This window comes from Klebsiella sp. CN_Kp113, assembly GCF_040064585.1.
GTDB classification, from domain to species: Bacteria; Pseudomonadota; Gammaproteobacteria; order Enterobacterales; family Enterobacteriaceae; genus Klebsiella; species Klebsiella michiganensis.
In genome coordinates this window covers 50,736-68,515 of the sequence record NZ_JBEAID010000069.1, presented here as the reverse complement: position 1 = coordinate 68,515, position 17,780 = coordinate 50,736, and the positions used below count along the sequence as shown (strand labels likewise).

The following is a 17,780-nucleotide window of genomic DNA, read 5'->3' as shown; positions in this document are numbered from 1 at the left end:
AGCAAATCACGTTTATTTTCCTTGCGCTTACGCAGTAAAAAAGTTGCTGACCCCGCCGTTGATAAAATTTTTACCTGTATCCGCCGCGACCCGGTACATCAACGGGTATTCATGTTAGTTTAGACGTCCAGACGTATAAAAACAGGTTATCTGAACATGGCTGATAAACATCTTGATACTGCGCTGGTTCACGCCGGGCGCAGCAAAAAATACACCCTGGGCTCGGTAAACAGCGTCATTCAGCGCGCCTCATCGCTGGTTTTCGACACCGTCGAAGCGAAAAAGCACGCGACGCGCAACCGCGCCAAAGGCGAGCTGTTCTACGGGCGTCGCGGGACGCTGACCCATTTCTCCCTGCAGGAAGCGATGTGCGAGCTGGAAGGCGGCGCCGGCTGCGCCCTCTTCCCCTGCGGCGCGGCGGCGGTCGCGAATACCATTCTGGCGTTCGTCGAGCAGGGCGACCATATTCTGGTGACCAACACCGCCTATGAGCCTACCCAGGATTTCTGTACGAAAATTCTCGCCAAACTCGGCGTCACCACCGGCTGGTTCGACCCGCTCATCGGCGGCGATATCGCCCGTCTGGTGCAGCCGAACACCCGCGTGGTGTTCCTCGAATCCCCCGGCTCCATCACCATGGAAGTCCATGATGTTCCGGCGATCGTCGCGGCGGTACGTCGCGTCGCTCCCGAAGCCATCATTATGATCGACAACACCTGGGCGGCGGGCGTGCTGTTTAAAGCGCTGGAGTTTGGTATCGATATCTCCATTCAGGCCGGCACCAAATATCTGATCGGCCATTCCGACGCGATGGTGGGTACCGCCGTGTCCAATGAGCGCTGCTGGGCGCAGCTGCGCGAAAACGCCTATCTGATGGGGCAAATGGTGGATGCCGATACCGCCTATATGACCAGCCGCGGTCTGCGCACCTTAGCGGTACGCCTGCGTCAGCACCATGAAAGCAGCCTGCAGATTGCCGAATGGCTGGCGCAGCATCCGCAGGTGGCGCGCGTGAATCATCCCGCCCTGCCCGGCAGCAAAGGCCATGAGTACTGGAAGCGCGACTTCACCGGCAGCAGCGGTCTGTTCTCTTTCGTGCTCAATAAACGCCTGACCGACGCCGAACTCTCCGCTTATCTGGACCACTTCAGCTTGTTCAGCATGGCCTACTCCTGGGGCGGCTTTGAATCGCTGATTTTAGCCAACCAGCCGGAACACATTGCCGCAATCCGTCCTGATGCTGAAGTTGATTTCAGCGGCACGCTGATTCGCCTTCATATCGGGTTAGAAAATGTTACCGATCTGCTGGATGATTTAGCGGCGGGCTTCGCGCGTATCGTGTAAAGTGACGGTCAGTGGCAACAATAGCGGACGTTTTTTAGAAAAACGGCCGCTTTAGTTGCGCCCGGGATCAAGGTGCCCGAGCCTCTTCAGGAGTACACTAGACAAAAAACACGGTACCACTTAGGAAAGTCCATGGTTGTCATTCAAGAAATTGTCGCCGCGCTGTGGCAGCATGATTTTGCCGCGTTGGCAAACCCCCACGTTGTGGGCGTTGTATATCTGGTCATGTTCGCAACCCTGTTTCTGGAAAACGGTCTGCTGCCCGCCTCATTTTTACCGGGCGATAGCCTGCTGCTGCTCGCCGGGGCGCTCATCGCCAAAGGCGTAATGGACTTTGTACCTACGGTCGCCATTTTAACCGCCGCGGCCAGCCTCGGCTGCTGGCTGAGCTATATCCAGGGGCGCTGGCTGGGTAACACCGTTACGGTTAAGCGCTGGCTTGGGCATCTGCCGCATAAGTACCATCAGCGGGCAACCTGCATGTTTGACAAACACGGCCTGCTGGCGCTGCTGGCCGGGCGTTTCCTGGCGTTTGTTCGCACCCTTCTGCCTACCATGGCGGGCATTTCCGGGCTGCCAAACCGCCGCTTCCAGTTCTTCAACTGGCTGAGCGCGCTGCTGTGGGTTGGCGTAGTCACCGGTCTGGGCTATGCGCTGAGCATGATTCCCTTCGTTAAGCGCCATGAAGATCAGGTTATGACCTGCCTGATGATTCTGCCTATCGCGCTGCTGATCGCCGGGCTGCTCGGTACGGTTATCGTGGTGATTAAAAAGAAATACTGTAACGCCTGATCGTTTACCGGGGCGGCGCGAATTCGCCGCCCTTACATCGTTCGTCACATCCCCTGAATCGTTCTGATACGCGCCGCATCCTCCCCCGGCGTCATGCCGAAATAACGCTTAAACTCGCGGCTGAACTGCGACGCGCTTTCATACCCCACCCGCATCGCCGCCGCGCTGGCCTTCATACCATCGTGGATCATCAGCATGCGCGCTTTATGCAGGCGATAGGTTTTCAGGTACTGCAGCGGAGAGGTGCTGGTGACTGACTTAAAGTTATGGTGGAACGCCGAGACGCTCATATTCGCTTCCGCCGCCAGCTGATCGACGCTGAGGTTCTCTGTGTACTGGCTTTCAATACGCTTCAATACGCGGCTAATCAGGCTGAAGTGGGTCTGACGACTGACCAGCGCCAGCAGCGCCCCCCCGCACGGCCCGGTCAGCACGTGATAGAGAATTTCGCGGATAATCTGTTTGCCAAGAATGCGCGCGTCCAGCGGGCGCTCCATGACATCCAGCAGGCGCTCCGCCGCGCACAATATCTCTTCGGACAGCACCGCAGAGTTGATCCCGCTCGACGCCATGGACGGCTGAAACTGCTCATCTTCCCCGATATCCATCAGCAGTTCTTGCAGCTGAAGAATATCGACGTTCAGCCGAATCCCCGCCAGCGGGACTTCCGGAGTGGCGAAGGTTTCGCATTCAAACGGCAGTGGTACCGTCAGCAGCAGATACTCATTGGTGTCATAGCGAAAGGTACGCTCGTTAATGTAGCCAATTTTATGCCCGGAAAAGAGAAAAACGATCCCCGGCTGATACATAACCGGCGTGCGCGTCCCCGGCTGGGTACCGTACAGCAGGCGAATATCCGGCAGCAGAGCATTAAGCATTTCTTCTTTATCTTTCAGCTGATTAACCTTATGCGTTAATAGCTGGCATATCTCAGCGCGGTTCATTTATCGTGCTTCTCCGAACGTTTTTATACCTTCGCATTGTGCGCACTTCCGGCGAATTTCTCCAGCCCCAAGGAGAAATGGGCAAGACAACGGCAGGAATGTGCATTGAGGGGAACGGCCCGCGGGAACACAATGTCCGTCATCTGGCAGAGGTATTGTCTCTGTTGGCGGTTTTATCTATTTGAGGGCACCAGCCATGAATAATTTCGACCTACATACCCCAACCCGTATTCTGTTCGGTAAAGGCGCGATTGAAAATCTGCGCGATCAAATCCCGGCGGATGCACGCGTGCTTGTCACCTACGGCGGCGGTAGCGTGAAGAAAACCGGCGTGCTTGATCAGGTTCTGAGCGCGCTGAACGGCATTGACGTTCGGGAATTTGGCGGCATCGAGCCAAACCCGGCCTACGAAACGCTGATGAACGCGGTGAAAATCGCGCGTGATGAAAAGATCACTTTCCTGTTGGCGGTGGGCGGCGGCTCCGTTCTCGACGGCACCAAATTCATCGCCGCGGCGGCCCACTATGCAGCCGATAGCGATCCGTGGGAAATCCTCGAAACCTACGGCAGCAAAGTGGCCAGCGCTATCCCGATGGGCTCCGTGCTGACGCTGCCGGCGACCGGTTCCGAATCCAATAAAGGCGCGGTGATCTCGCGTAAAACCACCGGCGACAAACGCGCGTTTATGTCCACCCACGTCCAGCCGGTGTTCGCTATTCTGGATCCGGTTTACACCTACACCCTGCCGCCGCGCCAGGTGGCTAACGGCGTCGTTGACGCATTTGTCCATACCGTTGAGCAGTACGTTACCTATCCGGTCGACGGCAAAATCCAGGACCGCTTTGCCGAAGGTATTCTGCTGACCCTGGTGGAAGACGGCCCGAAAGCGCTGAAAGAGCCGGAAAACTACGACGTTCGCGCCAATATTATGTGGGCGGCCACCCAGGCGCTGAACGGCCTGATTGGCGCAGGCGTGCCGCAGGACTGGGCGACCCATATGCTCGGCCACGAGCTGACCGCCATGCACGGTCTCGATCACGCCCAGACGCTGGCTATCGTTCTGCCGGCCCTGTGGAATGAAAAACGCGATGCTAAACGCGCCAAGCTGCTGCAGTACGGCGCCCGCGTCTGGAACATCACCGAAGGTTCCGAGGAAGAGCGCATTGACGCCGCCATCGCCGCAACGCGTGATTTCTTCGAACAGATGGGCGTCCCGACGCGCCTTTCCGCCTACGGTCTGGATGGCAGCTCCATCCCGGCGCTGCTGGCGAAACTGGAAGAGCACGGCATGACCCAGCTCGGTGAAAATCAGGATATTACGCTGGACGTCAGCCGCCGTATTTACGAGGCTGCGCGCTAATCAACGCCCTCTCCGACGCGTAAACTCGCGCAAAGGAGAGGAGTTTAACTACCGTTTTTAGCTATTTCGTCCAGACTTAATGCTACCCCTCAGCGGAATTTATTCCGCTGAGTTCATTAACAGGAGGAAGGCATGACACATCCAACCGTTATAAAACTACACGACGGCAACCTGATGCCGCAGCTGGGGCTCGGCGTGTGGAAAGCAGGCAACGAGGAAGTCGTCTCCGCCATTCATAAGGCGCTGGAAGTCGGTTATCGCTCGTTTGACACCGCCGCCGTGTACCAGAATGAAACCGGCGTCGGCAATGCGTTAAGCAGCGCAGGCGTCGCCCGCGATGAGCTGTTCGTCACCACGAAACTGTGGAATGACGATCAAAAACAGCCCAAAGAAGCGCTGCAGGAAAGCCTTAAAAAACTGAAGCTCGACTACGTCGACTTATACCTCATTCACTGGCCGGTTCCGGCAACTAACCATTACGTCGACGCCTGGAAAAGCTTAATTGAGCTGCAGCAGCAGGGACTGGCAAAAAGCATCGGCGTCTGTAATTTCCAGGTTCATCATCTGCAAAAAATCATCGATGAAACCGGCGTCGCTCCGGTGATAAACCAGATTGAACTTCACCCGCTGATGCAGCAGCGCCAGCTTCACGCCTGGAATGCGACGCATAAGATCCAGACCGAGTCCTGGAGCCCGCTTGCGCAGGGCGGCGAAGGGGTATTCGATCAGAAAATTATTCGTCAACTGGCGGATAAATACGGTAAAACCCCGGCGCAGATCGTTATCCGCTGGCATCTCGACAGCGGCCTGGTGGTGATCCCGAAATCGGTGACGCCATCGCGCATTGCCGAGAATTTTAACGTCTGGGACTTCCGTCTTGATAAAGATGAATTGAGTGAAATCACTAAACTGGACCAGAACAAACGCCTGGGGCCAGACCCGGATCAGTTCGGCGGTTAACCTTTCCTGCTCCGTCGGCTTCCGGCGGAGCATCGCTTTGCTATCTGGCTAAAACCACGTACATTCAGGGTTTATTGCAATCAAATGGATGCGTGCTGATGAGCTGTATTTTCTGCCAAATTGTTGAGGGGAAAGCCCCCTGCCATAAGGTGTGGGAAGATGAACACCACCTCGCCTTTCTCTCTATTTTCCCTAATACCGACGGTTTTACGGTCGTGATCCCGAAGAAGCACTACCCCAGCTATGCGTTTGATATGCCGCCGCAGGCATTGGCCGATCTGGTGCTGGCGACGCAGAAGGTGGCGAAGCTTCTGGATAAAGCCTTTGATGACGTGGGCCGTACGGGGATGTTTTTTGAAGGCTATGGCGTTGACCATGTCCACAGCAAACTCAGCCCGATGCACGGCACCAGCGATATGACCCAGTGGCGGCCTATCGAGTCGCGTCAGACTAAGTTTTTTGCGCAATATGAAGGCTATCTCTCTTCCCACGATCATGAGCGGGCGGATGATGAAAAGCTGGCGGCGCTGGCGGCCAGAATCAGAGAGGCATAGCCATAGAATTTGCTTTGCCGTTTGGCAAGCGGCTGACCGGGCCCGGAATTATCAGGCCCGGTCATACAGAAGCGCCAGCGGGCAGGCAGCCGAATTAACGACCGGCAACCTTACCGCGTTTTACGGGCTTCTTCGCCGTCGCCCCGCCGTTCGAGCGCTGGTGCACAATCGGCGTATGCTTGGTCAGCGCCGGACGGGTATGGCGGTTCTGGCGACGCGCTTCGCGCATTTCGTCGATCGTCGGCGCCGGTACCAGGCAATCGCGACGGCTGCCGATCAGGTGCTTTTTACCCATGGTTTCCAGCGCCTGGCGGATCAGCGGCCAGTTGGCCGGATCGTGATAGCGCAGCAGCGCCTTGTGCAGGCGGCGCTGTTTGTCACCCTTCGGCACCACCACATCCTCACTCTTATAGCCAATCTTACCCAGCGGGTTCTTGCCAGTGTAATACATGGTGGTCGAGTTCGCCAGCGGCGACGGATAGAAGTTCTGCACCTGATCCAGGCGGAAACGATGCTGTTTAAGCCACAGCGCCAGATTCACCATATCTTCATCCCGCGTGCCGGGGTGGGCAGAAATAAAGTATGGGATCAGATACTGCTCTTTACCGGCCTGCTTCGAATAGGTATCAAACAGCTGCTTAAAGCGATCGTAGCTGCCCATACCCGGCTTCATCATTTTCGACAGCGGTCCCTCTTCCGTATGCTCCGGGGCAATCTTCAGATAGCCGCCAACGTGGTGGGTAGCCAGCTCTTTGATATAGCGCGGGTCTTCAACGGCGATGTCGTAACGTACGCCGGAAGCGATGAGGATCTTTTTGATGCCTTTCAGGTCACGGGCGCGGCGATAGAGATTAATCGTCGGCTCATGGTTAGTGTCCATATGCGGGCAGATATCCGGATAAACGCATGACAGGCGGCGGCAGGTCTGCTCGGCGCGCGGCGACTTGCAGCGCAGCATATACATGTTGGCCGTTGGGCCGCCAAGATCGGAAATAATGCCGGTAAAACCGGGAACAGTGTCGCGAATCGCTTCGATTTCATTGATGATCGAATCTTCGGAACGGCTCTGAATGATACGCCCCTCATGCTCGGTAATTGAGCAGAAGGAACAGCCGCCAAAACAGCCGCGCATAATGTTAATCGAGAAGCGGATCATCTCGTAGGCCGGAATGCGGGCATCGCCGTATGAGGGATGCGGAACGCGCTTATACGGCAGGGCAAACACGCTATCCATCTCTTCGGTGGAGAGCGGGATTGCGGGCGGGTTAACCCAGATATAGCGCTCGCCGTGCTTCTGCATCAGCGCGCGGGCGCAGCCGGGGTTGGTTTCATGGTGCAGAATACGCGACGCGTGCGCGTAGAGAACCTTGTCGCCTTTCACCTTCTCAAAGGAAGGCAGCAGGACGTAGGTCTTCTCCCACGGCTTCGGACGCGGGGGCTGCACGGTAACGCGCTTCGCTTCCTGTTTTGGCGGTGCGACGGTTTTGTTATCCGCGCACGGCAAATCTTCACCGTACGGATGCGGAATCGGGTCGATTTTCCCCGGTGTATCCAGACGCGTGGAATCCACTCCGCTCCAGCCCGGCAGCGCCTCTTTCACCATGATGGCGGTGTTGCGTACGTCACGAATTTGCCCGATGGGCTCGCCGGCGGCCAGACGGTGCGCCACTTCCACCAGCGGACGCTCGCCGTTGCCGAACATCAGCATATCGGCTTTGGAGTCCACCAGAACCGAGCGACGCACGGTATCAGACCAGTAGTCGTAGTGCGCGGTACGGCGCAGGCTGGCTTCGATACCGCCGAGGATCACCGGGACATCTTTCCAGGCTTCTTTACAGCGCTGGGTATAGACCAGCGTGGCGCGATCCGGGCGTTTACCGGCAACGTTACCCGCCGTGTAGGCATCGTCATGACGCAGCTTGCGGTCGGCGGTGTAGCGGTTGATCATCGAATCCATGTTGCCGGCGGTGACGCCGAAGAACAGATTCGGTTTACCCAGGCGCATAAAATCGTTTTTATTATTCCAGTCCGGCTGGGAAATAATCCCCACGCGAAACCCTTGCGCTTCCAGCATGCGTCCGCAAATCGCCATGCCGAAGCTCGGGTGATCGACATAGGCATCGCCGGTAACCAGAATGATGTCGCAGCTATCCCAGCCAAGTTGATCCATCTCTTCTCGCGACATCGGCAAGAACGGCGCGGGGCCAAAGCAGGCGGCCCAGTACTGCGGCCAGGAGAAAAGGTCACGATCCGGTTGGATCAGGGATATTGCGCTCATATTGCTTCCGGGGAAATGATAAAAAAATAATCAAAAAGGGCGGCGATTATAAGCCGGAACGATGGAAGAAATGAAGGAGGTTTTTCCAATCCCGGCCGCATGGAACCGGGACAGAATAAATTACGGCGCCGGATTCACCAGAATCTGGCCAATGGAGCCCCGGTCGGCAAGCTCCAGCGTCTGGCTTAAATACTGGAACGGGAAGTGCGGCCAGGAGGGCTGATTGTAATAGACCAACAGTTCAACCTGGCCGTCGATCCAGACGGTATCCTTCCAGCCGCGATCTTCCGGGAACGGCGCGGAGCCGTTGACGTTACGCACCTGGAATATGACGCCTTCAATATGGAACGACTGCGGCCGATCGGCGCGCACAATCCAGCGCTCCCAGGTGCCCTGCTGCGCCGTAATATCGATACGCTGCGGATCCCACAGCTGACCGTTGATCCCCGGATCGTCGCCAAGGGTGATCTCACGGCTGCGAATCGCCGCGCCGGCCAGAATTTCCGTCGGCAGCAAACGCACGGGCAGACTATCGGTCACCAGCGGCAGCAGGCCCGTCGGGCGCAATGTCAGAATCAGCGTGGAGATCAGAATGCTCGACGGTTCGAAGAAGCCGCGAATACGATCGACGATGCTTGCCGCTTCCCCGCAGGTGATCGACACTTCATCGCCGTTGGTCATATCGACCAGAATTTCTCGACGCTCGCCCGGCGCCAGCGACAGCTGCTTCAGCGAAACCGGCGCGGGCAGGAGCCCCTGGTCACCGGAAATCACGTGCAGCAATCGGCCATCGCTCATCTGCAGCTGATAGCGACGGGAGTTGGACGCATTCAGCAGGCGCAGGCGCACCCAGCCGCGCGACACCTCAACGAAAGGCCCCTGTACGCCGTTCACCAGCAGCGTATCGCCCACGAAACCACCGCTACCGGGCTCGCTGTATTCAGGCGTACCGAAGTTATCCAGACGCTTGTCCTGAATAATCACCGGGAAATCATCCACGCCGTAGTGATTGGGGATCGGCAGATTCTTACTGACATCATCTTCCACCAGCCACATGCCGGCCAGGCCGTTATAGACCTGTTTTGCCATATGGTTTGGGGTGTTGGCCTGATACCATAGGGTCGCCGCGCTTTGGCGGATTGGCAGTACCGGCGCCCAGTCGGCGTTAGCGGACATCATGCGCGCGGCGCCGCCGATCAGCGGACCGGGGACCTGCAGACCACGGATGGTCATCGCCACGTTTTCCGTCAGGCGGTTGCTGTAGATCAGCTTGACATCGTCGCCGTTCCAGACGCGAATGGTTGGCCCCATATAGCGACCGTTAATCCCCCACACCGAGGCGCGGGTACCGGGCGTAAACGACCAGTGCGCGCGCTGTAGCGTCAAGAATAGCGGCTGCCCGCGGCGGGACTCCAGCAGAGGGGGGATCGGCAGCGCAGGCTGCTGGCCAGCGGCCTGTGCCTTCAGCGGCGCGGCGCCCGCGCACAGCGCTACGCCTGAAGCCTTAATGAACTGACGCCGACTGAGTGACATATTAACTCCATGAAATACTGACTAATTAATAAGGGAATTCGTTTCCCGCCAGCAATCCGCGCGCTGTTTGCGGCGTTTCCTGTGTTATTTCTTTGCGGCCGCTTCGCGTTCGGCAACTTCTTTATCCAGCTCAGCGATTTTCGCGGACATCAGCTCGCGGCAGTGCGTGGCCAGCGCGCGAACGCCCTCTTTTCCATACTGGCTGGTATCTACCGGCGGCAGCATTTCTACAATCACCAGACCGTTATTCAGGCGATTGAGATTAATTTTATTCGATGTATTAGACACGCACACCGGAATAATGGGCACGCCAGCCGCGACAGCAGCATGAAAAGCGCCGGTTTTAAAAGGCAGCAAACCGCGGCCGCGGCTGCGGGTCCCTTCCGGAAACATCCAAAAAGAGATATTGCGCTTTTTAAATGCGTTCACGACTTCGGCAATAGTGCCATGCGCCTTTGCCCGGTTATTGCGATCGATCAGCAGGTTCCCCGTCAGCCAGTAGAGCTGGCCGAAAAAGGGGATCCACGCCAGGCTCTTTTTACCTACGGTCACGGTCGGCGGCTGCACGATATTTGATGCCGTCACCATATCATAGTTATTCTGGTGGTTAGCGATATAGATAGCGTTGCCGTAGCTTTCCGCGTCGGCTGGCTTGCGCAGCTCGACTTTCAGGCCGAAGACCGGCGACAGTTTGCCAAACAGGTGGCCGAAGGTGGCGACGTGCTTAGGGTTACGCGGGCTGAACAGACAATAAATACAGCCGAAGATGCAGACCAGAATACAATAGATGACAACGATAATTAGTCGAAAAATAAATAGCATAGCTACCTCTGAAACCCAAACCGCTTAGAATTATACTCGCTGTTTCGCAGATTGCAGGCATCGGGCATCATTGCAAAGCGCGTTGCGCATCTCGAATGACGCTGGCGGATATTGTTCATCGCAATGCCTGAATAAACAACGATTTTGCGGTAAATATTAACCTCCCCCGCCGAACCGCGGGGGAGGATGTTCCTACTCTTCGCTATCGCCCGCGGAGGCGCGACGCGGTGAATCAATCTCCACCCGGTCAATTTTCTGTAATCCGCGCATCAGAGAGCCGCGGCGGCCGCGCTCGCCGGTGACTTTTTGCAGCTCTTCCGGACGTAGTTTGATTTTCCGTTTGCCGACGTGAATCGTCAGCGTACTTTGCGGCGGCAGAACGAACAGGTGCGCCAGGCCATCCTGGCCCGCAGCCGCTTCCGCCGACGGAATACTGATGATCTTGTTGCCTTTGCCTTTCGACAGCTGCGGCAGGTCGCTCACCGGGAACATCAGCATGCGGCCGGCTGCGGTAATGGCCAGCAGCATATCGGACTCATCCTCAATCACCAGCGGCGGCATTACGTGCGCGTTATCCGGAAGGCTAATCAACGTCTTACCGGCACGATTGCGCGCGACCAGATCGTTGAAAGTACAAATAAACCCGTATCCTGCGTCGGAAGCCAGCAGCAGTTTTTGGTCATCGGCCTCCATCAGCATATGTTCTACCGTCGCCCCCGGCGGCAGCGTCAGCTTACCGGTGAGCGGCTCGCCCTGTCCGCGTGCGGACGGCAGGGTGATCGGGTCAATCGCGTAGCTACGCCCGGTGGTGTCAATAAAGACCACCGGCTGATTGCTCTTCCCTTTCACTGCGGCTTTAAAACTGTCGCCCGCTTTATAGTTCAGCCCCGGCGCGTCGATATCGTGGCCTTTGGCGCTGCGCACCCAGCCGCTCTGCGACAGAACGATGGTGACCGGCTCGGACGGCAGCATATCGTGCTCGCTCATCGCTTTCGCTTCTTCACGCTCGCGCAGCGGCGAACGGCGATCGTCGCCAAAGGCGTCGGCGTCGGCCTGCAGCTCTTTCTTCAGCAGGTTATTCATTTTGCGTTCAGACGCCAGAATGGCCTGCAGATGGTCGCGCTCTTTCTCCAGCTCGTTCTGCTCACCGCGAATCTTCATCTCTTCCAGCCGGGCGAGATGGCGCAGTTTTAATTCCAGAATCGCTTCCGCCTGAGTTTCGCTGATGCCAAAGCGCGACATCAGGGCCGGCTTAGGCTCATCTTCGTGACGGATAATTTCGATAACTTCATCGATATTCAGAAACGCCACCAGCAAACCTTCCAGGATATGCAGGCGCTTAAGGACTTTTTCCAGACGGTAGCTGAGACGACGGCGCACGGTATCGCGGCGGAAAGTCAGCCATTCCGAGAGGATTTCCAGCAGGTTTTTTACCGCCGGACGGTTATCGAGCCCGATCATATTCAGGTTGATACGATAGCTCTTTTCCAGATCGGTCGTCGCGAACAGGTGGTTCATCACCTGCTCCATATCCACGCGGTTAGAGCGCGGGACGATCACCAGGCGAGTCGGGTTTTCGTGATCCGATTCGTCGCGCAGGTCATCCACCATCGGCAGCTTTTTGTTGCGCATCTGGGCGGCGATCTGCTCGAGCACGCGGGCGCCGGAAACCTGATGCGGCAGCGCGCTGATCACCACCGCGCCGTCTTCTTTCGCCCACACCGCGCGCATCCGCACCGAACCGCGGCCATTCTGGTAGATTTTGCGGATCTCGGCGCGGGGGGTGATGATTTCCGCTTCGGTCGGGTAATCCGGCCCCTGTACGATATCCAGCAGATCGTCCAGCGAGGTCTGCGGTTTTTCAATCAGGGTAATGGCCGCCTGAGCGACTTCACGCAGGTTGTGCGGCGGAATATCCGTCGCCATGCCGACGGCAATGCCGGTAGTGCCGTTGAGCAGAATATTAGGCAAGCGCGCAGGCAGCATCTTCGGCTCCTGCAAAGTGCCGTCGAAGTTCGGTACCCAGTCAACGGTGCCCTGCCCCAGTTCGCTCAGCAGCAGTTCAGCATACTTCGACAAACGGGATTCGGTATAACGCATCGCGGCGAAGGATTTAGGATCGTCCGGTGCCCCCCAGTTCCCCTGACCGTCAACCAGCGGATAGCGGTAAGAGAAGGGTTGCGCCATCAGCACCATGGCTTCATAGCAGGCGCTATCGCCGTGCGGATGGTATTTACCCAGCACGTCGCCGACGGTGCGGGCGGACTTTTTGAACTTGGCGCTGGCGTTGAGACCCAGCTCAGACATCGCATAGACGATGCGACGCTGGACCGGCTTCAGGCCATCGCCAATAAACGGCAGCGCCCTGTCCATGATGACGTACATGGAGTAGTTCAGGTAGGCGTTTTCCGTAAATTCATGCAGCGCAAGGCGCTCTGCCATATCGCTCATTAATCGTGAATCCTCAATCTGCGTACCGGCCGTTCGGACGGCAAAACTACCGGCGATAATACCCTATCTGACGCCCTGAGTCACAGGGCGTTAGGCTGGTTGAGGAATTCAGTGGACATCCTTCATTTCAGCGGAAGATAAACGTCCGTCTGCAGCTCATGCTCACCGACTTCATGCACGAAAGTGAGGTAGCGAAAGAAAACAGGGAAATCGCGCAGCGACTCTCCCGATGCGGGCAGCCAGTCGCGATAAAGAAACCAGATGCTCTGCGCGAGCGTGTCCAGAGATCCGTGATGACGCACCACTGCGCAACGTCCGCCGGGGATCTCGCCATTCACCACGCCGAAGCTGTTTTCCGGCACCGGCTGGCTGACCGTACCGCCAATATCGAAACGAAAATCGTCAGCCGGCGTGGCCGCGGGGTCGTCCCAGGAGATTCCCCAGGTTGCGCAGCTGGCGACCGGGGACAGACCGCTCACCTTGCGCCAGGCGATAAACTTCGCGGCGGTCTCATTGACTAAATCAGGGTTGCCGCGATGCCGCAGCCTCGCGATCTGAGTGGTAGGTAGCTGGATTATTTTAACATCCATCGGGTGTTGCTCCTGTAGCGTATGTTTCGGCACGCGTCGATGCCATTCCAGCCAGTCCGGCTGTTGACGGAACTGGCTGGGGCTTTGCGCGAAAGCGCTGCGGAAGGCACGGCTGAACGACTCAGGATTCTGGAACCCCGCATCAAGGGCAATATCGATAATCTTTTCCTGTGGATTAAACGCCAGTCGCCAACAGGCGCGACGCAGACGTAGCCACTGGATATAGCGATAGAGCGGTACCCCGCTATAGGCGCTGAATTGCCGGTGAAAATGATACGGCGAGCTGTGGGCTATCGCACTAAGCGTCTCCAGCGACAGCGGCGTGTCCAGATGGCGTTCAATGTACAAGCACACTTGCTGAAAACGCCCGGCAAAGGCCGGGCTTACCTGAGTATCGTTCATCGCATCCTCCCGGAAACATACTCTGACAGAGCGAGGAGTGCGGTTCCTGACCGATCTTGCTTAAGATGATAAGAAAATTATGGCGTGATTTTACGAATCTGCTTTACGTCGATTTCCACTGAGTTCCAGTCTTTATCCACTTCACCCTGAATCTCTACCGTATCCTGCGGGGTCACGGTCACGCCGTTCCAGCGCTTGTGATCGATATCGACGTTCACGGTGCCGGAGCTGTCCTGGAATTTATACAGGTCGTCGGAAATACGCTCCACGATTTTACCGCGCAGGGTCACCCAGGTATCGTCACGCAGGCTTTTCGCATTCGCAACCGTCGTTACGCTCCCGTTCGGGCCAATGAACCCGCCGTTTTGCGTGGTCGTCTGGCTGGTTTGCGTCGAGCCGGGTCCGGAAAATCCGCCCTGCCCGGCGGCCAGTACCGGCATGGAAACTAAGGCGATGATAGCGGTCATTGCGGCGATTTTCTTCATGATGTGTTCTCCCTTTGTGTTTATATCGTCACTATTACACCGGGCAAAACTTAACGACTTCTTAAGCGGAAAAAATAAATTTTATTCCTGTACAGCGCGCGCCGCAACGCGCTTTACTGCGGGAATATCCGAGGGACACAGGAGCAGAAAATGCGCATTTTACTGGTGGAAGACGACAAACTGATCGGCGACGGCCTTAAAACCGGCCTGACCAAGCTGGGCTTCAGCGTCGACTGGTTTACCCGCGGCGAAGAGGGCAAAGCCGCGCTGTACCACGCCCCTTACGACGCCATTATTCTGGACCTGACCCTGCCCGGCATCGATGGGCTGGATATTCTGCGCGAATGGCGCGACAAAGGCCGCCACGAACCGGTACTGATCCTCACCGCCCGCGACGCGCTCAGCCAGCGCGTTGAAGGGTTACGTCTCGGCGCCGATGACTACCTCTGCAAACCTTTCGCACTGGTTGAAGTCGCCGCGCGTCTGGAAGCGCTGATGCGTCGCGCCCACGGCCACAGCAGCAGCGAGCTGCGGCACGGCAATGTTGTTCTCGATCCAGGCCGACTCACGACCACGCTAAACGGCGAGAGCCTGCCGCTCAAGCCAAAGGAGTTTGCTCTGCTGGAACTCCTGATGCGCAACGCCGGACGCGTGCTGCCGCGTAAGCTGATTGAGGAAAAGCTCTATAGCTGGGATGACGATGTCTCCAGTAACGCGGTAGAAGTGCACGTCCATCATCTGCGCCGTAAGCTCGGCAGCGGCTTCATTCGCACCGTGCACGGCATCGGCTATACCCTGGGGGATGCATGAAACGACTGGGTAGACTGAGCCTGCGCGTCCGCCTGACGCTGCTTTTTCTGCTGCTGACCAGCGCCGCCTGGGGCATTGCCAGCCTTGTGGCCTGGCAACAAACCGCCGACAAACTGGATAAGCTGTTCGATACCCAGCAGCTGCTGTTCGCCCGCCGCCTGAGCGCGATGAATGTTGACGAACTCCATACCCTCGCTCCGCAGGAGCGGGAGCAGAAAAAGGTCAAACATGGCCATCTCGATGACGATGCGCTGGCTTTCGCTATCTTTACCGCCGATGGCAAAATGGTGCTTAACGATGGCGAAAATGGCCAGGATATCCCGTGGGGTAACCATCGGGAGGGGTTCAGCGATGGCTACCTGCGCGGCGACGATGACGAGTGGCGCTTCCTGTGGCTTACCACCCGCGACGGTCGCCATCGTATCGCCGTCGGTCAGGAGTGGGATTATCGCCGCGAGATGGCGCTGGATATCGTCACCTCCCAGCTTACGCCCTGGCTGGTTGCGCTGCCGCTGATGTTTTTGCTGCTCATCGTGCTGTTGAGCCGGGAGCTGGCGCCGCTGAAAAAGCTGGCCACCACGCTGCGCGCCCGGGCGCCGGACTCCGCCGAAACGCTAAATAGCGAGAACGTGCCCAGCGAAGTTCGCCCGCTGGTCGACGCGCTAAATCAGCTCTTTACCCGGACGCATGACACCATGATCCGCGAGCGTCGCTTCACGTCCGATGCCGCCCACGAGCTGCGCAGCCCGCTGGCGGCGCTGAAGGTGCAGACCGAAGTGGCTCAGCTCTCAACGGACGATCCGCAAGGGCTGGATAAAGCGCTGGCGCAGCTTCACCAGGGAATCGATCGCGCCACTCGCCTGGTCGACCAGCTGCTCACCCTGTCGCGTCTGGATTCGCTGGCGCTGCTGGACGATCTCCAGACTATCGCCCTTGATGAACTGCTGCAGTCGGCGGTCATGGAGATGTACCACCCCGCCCAGCAGGCCGGCGTTGAGCTACGCCTGCACCTGAACGCGAAAAACATCACGCGCACCGGCCAGCCGCTGCTGCTGAGCCTGCTGGTGCGCAATCTTCTGGATAACGCCGTGCGCTATAGCGCCGCCGGAAGCCAGGTCGACATCATCCTTGATGCGGGTGAATTTCGCGTACGCGATAACGGCCCGGGCATCAGCGCCGAGGCCCTGACGCGCATCGGCGAGCGCTTTTATCGCCCTCCCGGCCAGGAACAGCCCGGCAGCGGCCTTGGGCTCTCCATCGTCAAACGCATCGCCGCGCTGCACGGGATGACGGCCAGCTTCGACAACGCCCGGGACGGCGGATTCGAGGCGCGCATTCGCTGGTAGCGACATTATTGCTAAAAAAGCAAAAGACTTTGCACATTTTGCTCATTTTACCGCTTTGCCCTGCGGGGTAAAATTAGCCTCAAAATTGAAAAGTTGAGGATAAAAAATGAGCAACATCCTGATTATTAACGGTGCGAAAAAATTCGCCCACTCTAACGGCCAGCTGAACGACACCCTGACCGAGGTCGCGGATGGTTATCTGCGCGACGCCGGGCATGATGTTAAGGTCGTCCGCGCCGAGAGCGACTACGACATAAAAGAAGAAGTGCAGAATTTTCTCTGGGCAGATGTGGTTATCTGGCAGATGCCGGGCTGGTGGATGGGCGCACCGTGGACGGTGAAAAAGTACATTGATGATGTCTTTACCGAAGGTCACGGCGCGCTGTATGCCAGCGATGGCCGCACCCGCTCCGACGCCAGTAAGAAATATGGTTCCGGCGGCCTGATTCAGGGGAAAAAATATATGCTGTCCCTGACCTGGAACGCGCCGATGGAAGCTTTCACCGAGAAAGATCAGTTCTTCCACGGCGTTGGCGTCGACGGCGTGTACCTGCCATTTCATAAGGCCAACCAGTTCCTTGGGATGAGCGCCCTGCCCACCTTCATCGCCAACGATGTGATCAAAATGCCCGATGTTCCGCGTTATACGGCAGAATATCGCAAGCATCTGGCGGAAATTTTTGGTTAACTGTAGTGAGTTATGAAAAGACGACAAGCGCGGCTCATTTTAGCGGCGGCTTGAAGTATGATGAGAATATACAGAAGGAGTTGAGTTAACCATGTTGACAGTGATCGCTGAAATTCGCACTCGTCCGGGCCAACACCATCGTCAGGCGGTGCTGGATCAGTTCGCAAAAATTACCCCGACCGTTCTCCAGGAAGAAGGCTGCCACGGCTATGCGCCGCTGGTGGATCACGCCGCTGGCGTCAGTTTTCAGACTACTTCACCGGATTCCATCGTGATGGTCGAGCAGTGGGAAAGCGTCGCGCATCTTGAAGCGCACCTGCAGACGCCGCACATGAAAGCCTACGGCGAAGCCGTGAAAGGCGACGTGCTGGAAATGAATATTCGTATTCTTGAAGCGGGTATTTAAGCAAGCAAACGACAT

15 protein-coding genes and 1 pseudogene are annotated in these 17,780 nt (G+C 57.3%); 9 read left to right on the top strand and 7 right to left on the bottom strand.

The genetic code is table 11. The features are described from left to right. Positions 1 to 156 precede the first annotated feature (156 nt). Together metC and yghB are read left to right on the top strand one after the other, a co-directional pair. Positions 157 to 1,344 carry a cystathionine beta-lyase gene (gene metC, locus ABLV30_RS27320; RefSeq protein ID WP_004854212.1) on the top strand — a complete coding sequence of 396 codons (1,188 nt, stop codon included), beginning with the start codon at positions 157 to 159 and terminating at the stop codon, positions 1,342 to 1,344. A gap of 132 nt (positions 1,345 to 1,476) precedes the next feature. Continuing rightward, positions 1,477 to 2,136, top strand: coding sequence for a DedA family general envelope maintenance protein YghB (gene yghB, locus ABLV30_RS27315; RefSeq protein WP_004125241.1), 660 nt, complete (start codon positions 1,477 to 1,479; stop codon positions 2,134 to 2,136). A gap of 44 nt (positions 2,137 to 2,180) precedes the next feature. Here the strand turns inward: yghB and ABLV30_RS27310 are convergent, their stop codons facing one another. Next, on the bottom strand, positions 2,181 to 3,080 hold the full coding sequence (locus tag ABLV30_RS27310) for an AraC family transcriptional regulator (protein ID WP_014226863.1): 900 nt from the start codon (positions 3,078 to 3,080) through the stop codon (positions 2,181 to 2,183). A 196-nt stretch (positions 3,081 to 3,276) separates the two neighbouring features. On the opposite strand from ABLV30_RS27310, the gene yqhD reads away from it, so the two are divergent. The 3 genes from yqhD (at position 3,277) to ABLV30_RS27295 (ending at position 5,954) form a co-directional block, all read left to right on the top strand. Next, positions 3,277 to 4,440, top strand: a complete 1,164-nt coding sequence (gene yqhD, locus ABLV30_RS27305; protein ID WP_025105928.1) for an alcohol dehydrogenase — start codon at positions 3,277 to 3,279, stop codon at positions 4,438 to 4,440. Positions 4,441 to 4,572: 132 nt separating this feature from the next. Then, the gene (gene dkgA / locus ABLV30_RS27300) at positions 4,573 to 5,400 is read left to right on the top strand and encodes a 2,5-didehydrogluconate reductase DkgA (RefSeq protein WP_025105927.1); all 828 of its coding nucleotides are present in this window, start codon (positions 4,573 to 4,575) and stop codon (positions 5,398 to 5,400) included. Positions 5,401 to 5,498: 98 nt separating this feature from the next. Then, on the top strand, positions 5,499 to 5,954 hold the full coding sequence (locus tag ABLV30_RS27295; RefSeq protein WP_265801102.1) for an HIT family protein: 456 nt from the start codon (positions 5,499 to 5,501) through the stop codon (positions 5,952 to 5,954). A gap of 154 nt (positions 5,955 to 6,108) precedes the next feature. Here the strand turns inward: ABLV30_RS27295 and ABLV30_RS27290 are convergent. The 6 genes and pseudogenes from ABLV30_RS27290 to ABLV30_RS27265 all read right to left on the bottom strand — a co-directional run. Then, a pseudogene (locus tag ABLV30_RS27290) lies at positions 6,109 to 8,322 on the bottom strand (YgiQ family radical SAM protein); the annotation flags it as partial. A gap of 30 nt (positions 8,323 to 8,352) precedes the next feature. Continuing rightward, positions 8,353 to 9,765 (bottom strand): cell division protein FtsP, encoded by a 1,413-nt coding sequence (ftsP, locus tag ABLV30_RS27285; protein ID WP_265801100.1) that lies wholly within the window; start codon positions 9,763 to 9,765, stop codon positions 8,353 to 8,355. An 84-nt stretch (positions 9,766 to 9,849) separates the two neighbouring features. Further along, the gene (gene plsC / locus ABLV30_RS27280) at positions 9,850 to 10,587 is read right to left on the bottom strand and encodes a 1-acylglycerol-3-phosphate O-acyltransferase (protein WP_004125254.1); all 738 of its coding nucleotides are present in this window, start codon (positions 10,585 to 10,587) and stop codon (positions 9,850 to 9,852) included. A gap of 192 nt (positions 10,588 to 10,779) precedes the next feature. Further along, positions 10,780 to 13,038: a DNA topoisomerase IV subunit A gene (parC, locus tag ABLV30_RS27275; protein WP_014226868.1), complete on the bottom strand. Its 2,259-nt coding sequence runs from the start codon at positions 13,036 to 13,038 to the stop codon at positions 10,780 to 10,782. 122 nt (positions 13,039 to 13,160) lie between these two features. Further along, positions 13,161 to 14,030 carry an AraC family transcriptional regulator gene (locus ABLV30_RS27270; RefSeq protein WP_009651841.1) on the bottom strand — a complete coding sequence of 290 codons (870 nt, stop codon included), beginning with the start codon at positions 14,028 to 14,030 and terminating at the stop codon, positions 13,161 to 13,163. 77 nt (positions 14,031 to 14,107) lie between these two features. Further along, on the bottom strand, positions 14,108 to 14,515 hold the full coding sequence (locus ABLV30_RS27265; RefSeq protein WP_014839568.1) for a YgiW/YdeI family stress tolerance OB fold protein: 408 nt from the start codon (positions 14,513 to 14,515) through the stop codon (positions 14,108 to 14,110). 150 nt (positions 14,516 to 14,665) lie between these two features. On the opposite strand from ABLV30_RS27265, the gene qseB reads away from it, so the two are divergent. The 4 genes from qseB to ABLV30_RS27245 all read left to right on the top strand — a co-directional run bounded on the left by qseB (position 14,666) and on the right by ABLV30_RS27245 (position 17,765). Continuing rightward, positions 14,666 to 15,325, top strand: a complete 660-nt coding sequence (gene qseB / locus ABLV30_RS27260; protein ID WP_014226870.1) for a quorum sensing response regulator transcription factor QseB — start codon at positions 14,666 to 14,668, stop codon at positions 15,323 to 15,325. Further along, positions 15,322 to 16,671: a quorum sensing histidine kinase QseC gene (qseC, locus tag ABLV30_RS27255; RefSeq protein ID WP_265801098.1), complete on the top strand. Its 1,350-nt coding sequence runs from the start codon at positions 15,322 to 15,324 to the stop codon at positions 16,669 to 16,671. The genes qseB and qseC overlap by 4 nt, the downstream gene beginning before the upstream one ends. A gap of 106 nt (positions 16,672 to 16,777) precedes the next feature. Beyond that, positions 16,778 to 17,359, top strand: coding sequence for an NAD(P)H-dependent oxidoreductase (locus tag ABLV30_RS27250; protein ID WP_014226872.1), 582 nt, complete (start codon positions 16,778 to 16,780; stop codon positions 17,357 to 17,359). A 91-nt stretch (positions 17,360 to 17,450) separates the two neighbouring features. After that, positions 17,451 to 17,765, top strand: a complete 315-nt coding sequence (locus tag ABLV30_RS27245; RefSeq protein ID WP_004125281.1) for a putative quinol monooxygenase — start codon at positions 17,451 to 17,453, stop codon at positions 17,763 to 17,765. Positions 17,766 to 17,780: the final 15 nt, after the last annotated feature.

What these genes read in the sequence shown, in the direction of transcription:
- metC (WP_004854212.1), top strand. Translation starts at nt 157, where the DNA reads ATGGCTGATAAACATCTTGATACTGCGCTGGTTCACGCCGGGCGCAGC.
- yghB (WP_004125241.1), top strand. Translation starts at nt 1,477, where the DNA reads ATGGTTGTCATTCAAGAAATTGTCGCCGCGCTGTGGCAGCATGATTTT.
- ABLV30_RS27310 (WP_014226863.1), bottom strand. Translation starts at nt 3,080, where the DNA reads ATGAACCGCGCTGAGATATGCCAGCTATTAACGCATAAGGTTAATCAG.
- yqhD (WP_025105928.1), top strand. Translation starts at nt 3,277, where the DNA reads ATGAATAATTTCGACCTACATACCCCAACCCGTATTCTGTTCGGTAAA.
- dkgA (WP_025105927.1), top strand. Translation starts at nt 4,573, where the DNA reads ATGACACATCCAACCGTTATAAAACTACACGACGGCAACCTGATGCCG.
- ABLV30_RS27295 (WP_265801102.1), top strand. Translation starts at nt 5,499, where the DNA reads ATGAGCTGTATTTTCTGCCAAATTGTTGAGGGGAAAGCCCCCTGCCAT.
- ftsP (WP_265801100.1), bottom strand. Translation starts at nt 9,765, where the DNA reads ATGTCACTCAGTCGGCGTCAGTTCATTAAGGCTTCAGGCGTAGCGCTG.
- plsC (WP_004125254.1), bottom strand. Translation starts at nt 10,587, where the DNA reads ATGCTATTTATTTTTCGACTAATTATCGTTGTCATCTATTGTATTCTG.
- parC (WP_014226868.1), bottom strand. Translation starts at nt 13,038, where the DNA reads ATGAGCGATATGGCAGAGCGCCTTGCGCTGCATGAATTTACGGAAAAC.
- ABLV30_RS27270 (WP_009651841.1), bottom strand. Translation starts at nt 14,030, where the DNA reads ATGAACGATACTCAGGTAAGCCCGGCCTTTGCCGGGCGTTTTCAGCAA.
- ABLV30_RS27265 (WP_014839568.1), bottom strand. Translation starts at nt 14,515, where the DNA reads ATGAAGAAAATCGCCGCAATGACCGCTATCATCGCCTTAGTTTCCATG.
- qseB (WP_014226870.1), top strand. Translation starts at nt 14,666, where the DNA reads ATGCGCATTTTACTGGTGGAAGACGACAAACTGATCGGCGACGGCCTT.
- qseC (WP_265801098.1), top strand. Translation starts at nt 15,322, where the DNA reads ATGAAACGACTGGGTAGACTGAGCCTGCGCGTCCGCCTGACGCTGCTT.
- ABLV30_RS27250 (WP_014226872.1), top strand. Translation starts at nt 16,778, where the DNA reads ATGAGCAACATCCTGATTATTAACGGTGCGAAAAAATTCGCCCACTCT.
- ABLV30_RS27245 (WP_004125281.1), top strand. Translation starts at nt 17,451, where the DNA reads ATGTTGACAGTGATCGCTGAAATTCGCACTCGTCCGGGCCAACACCAT.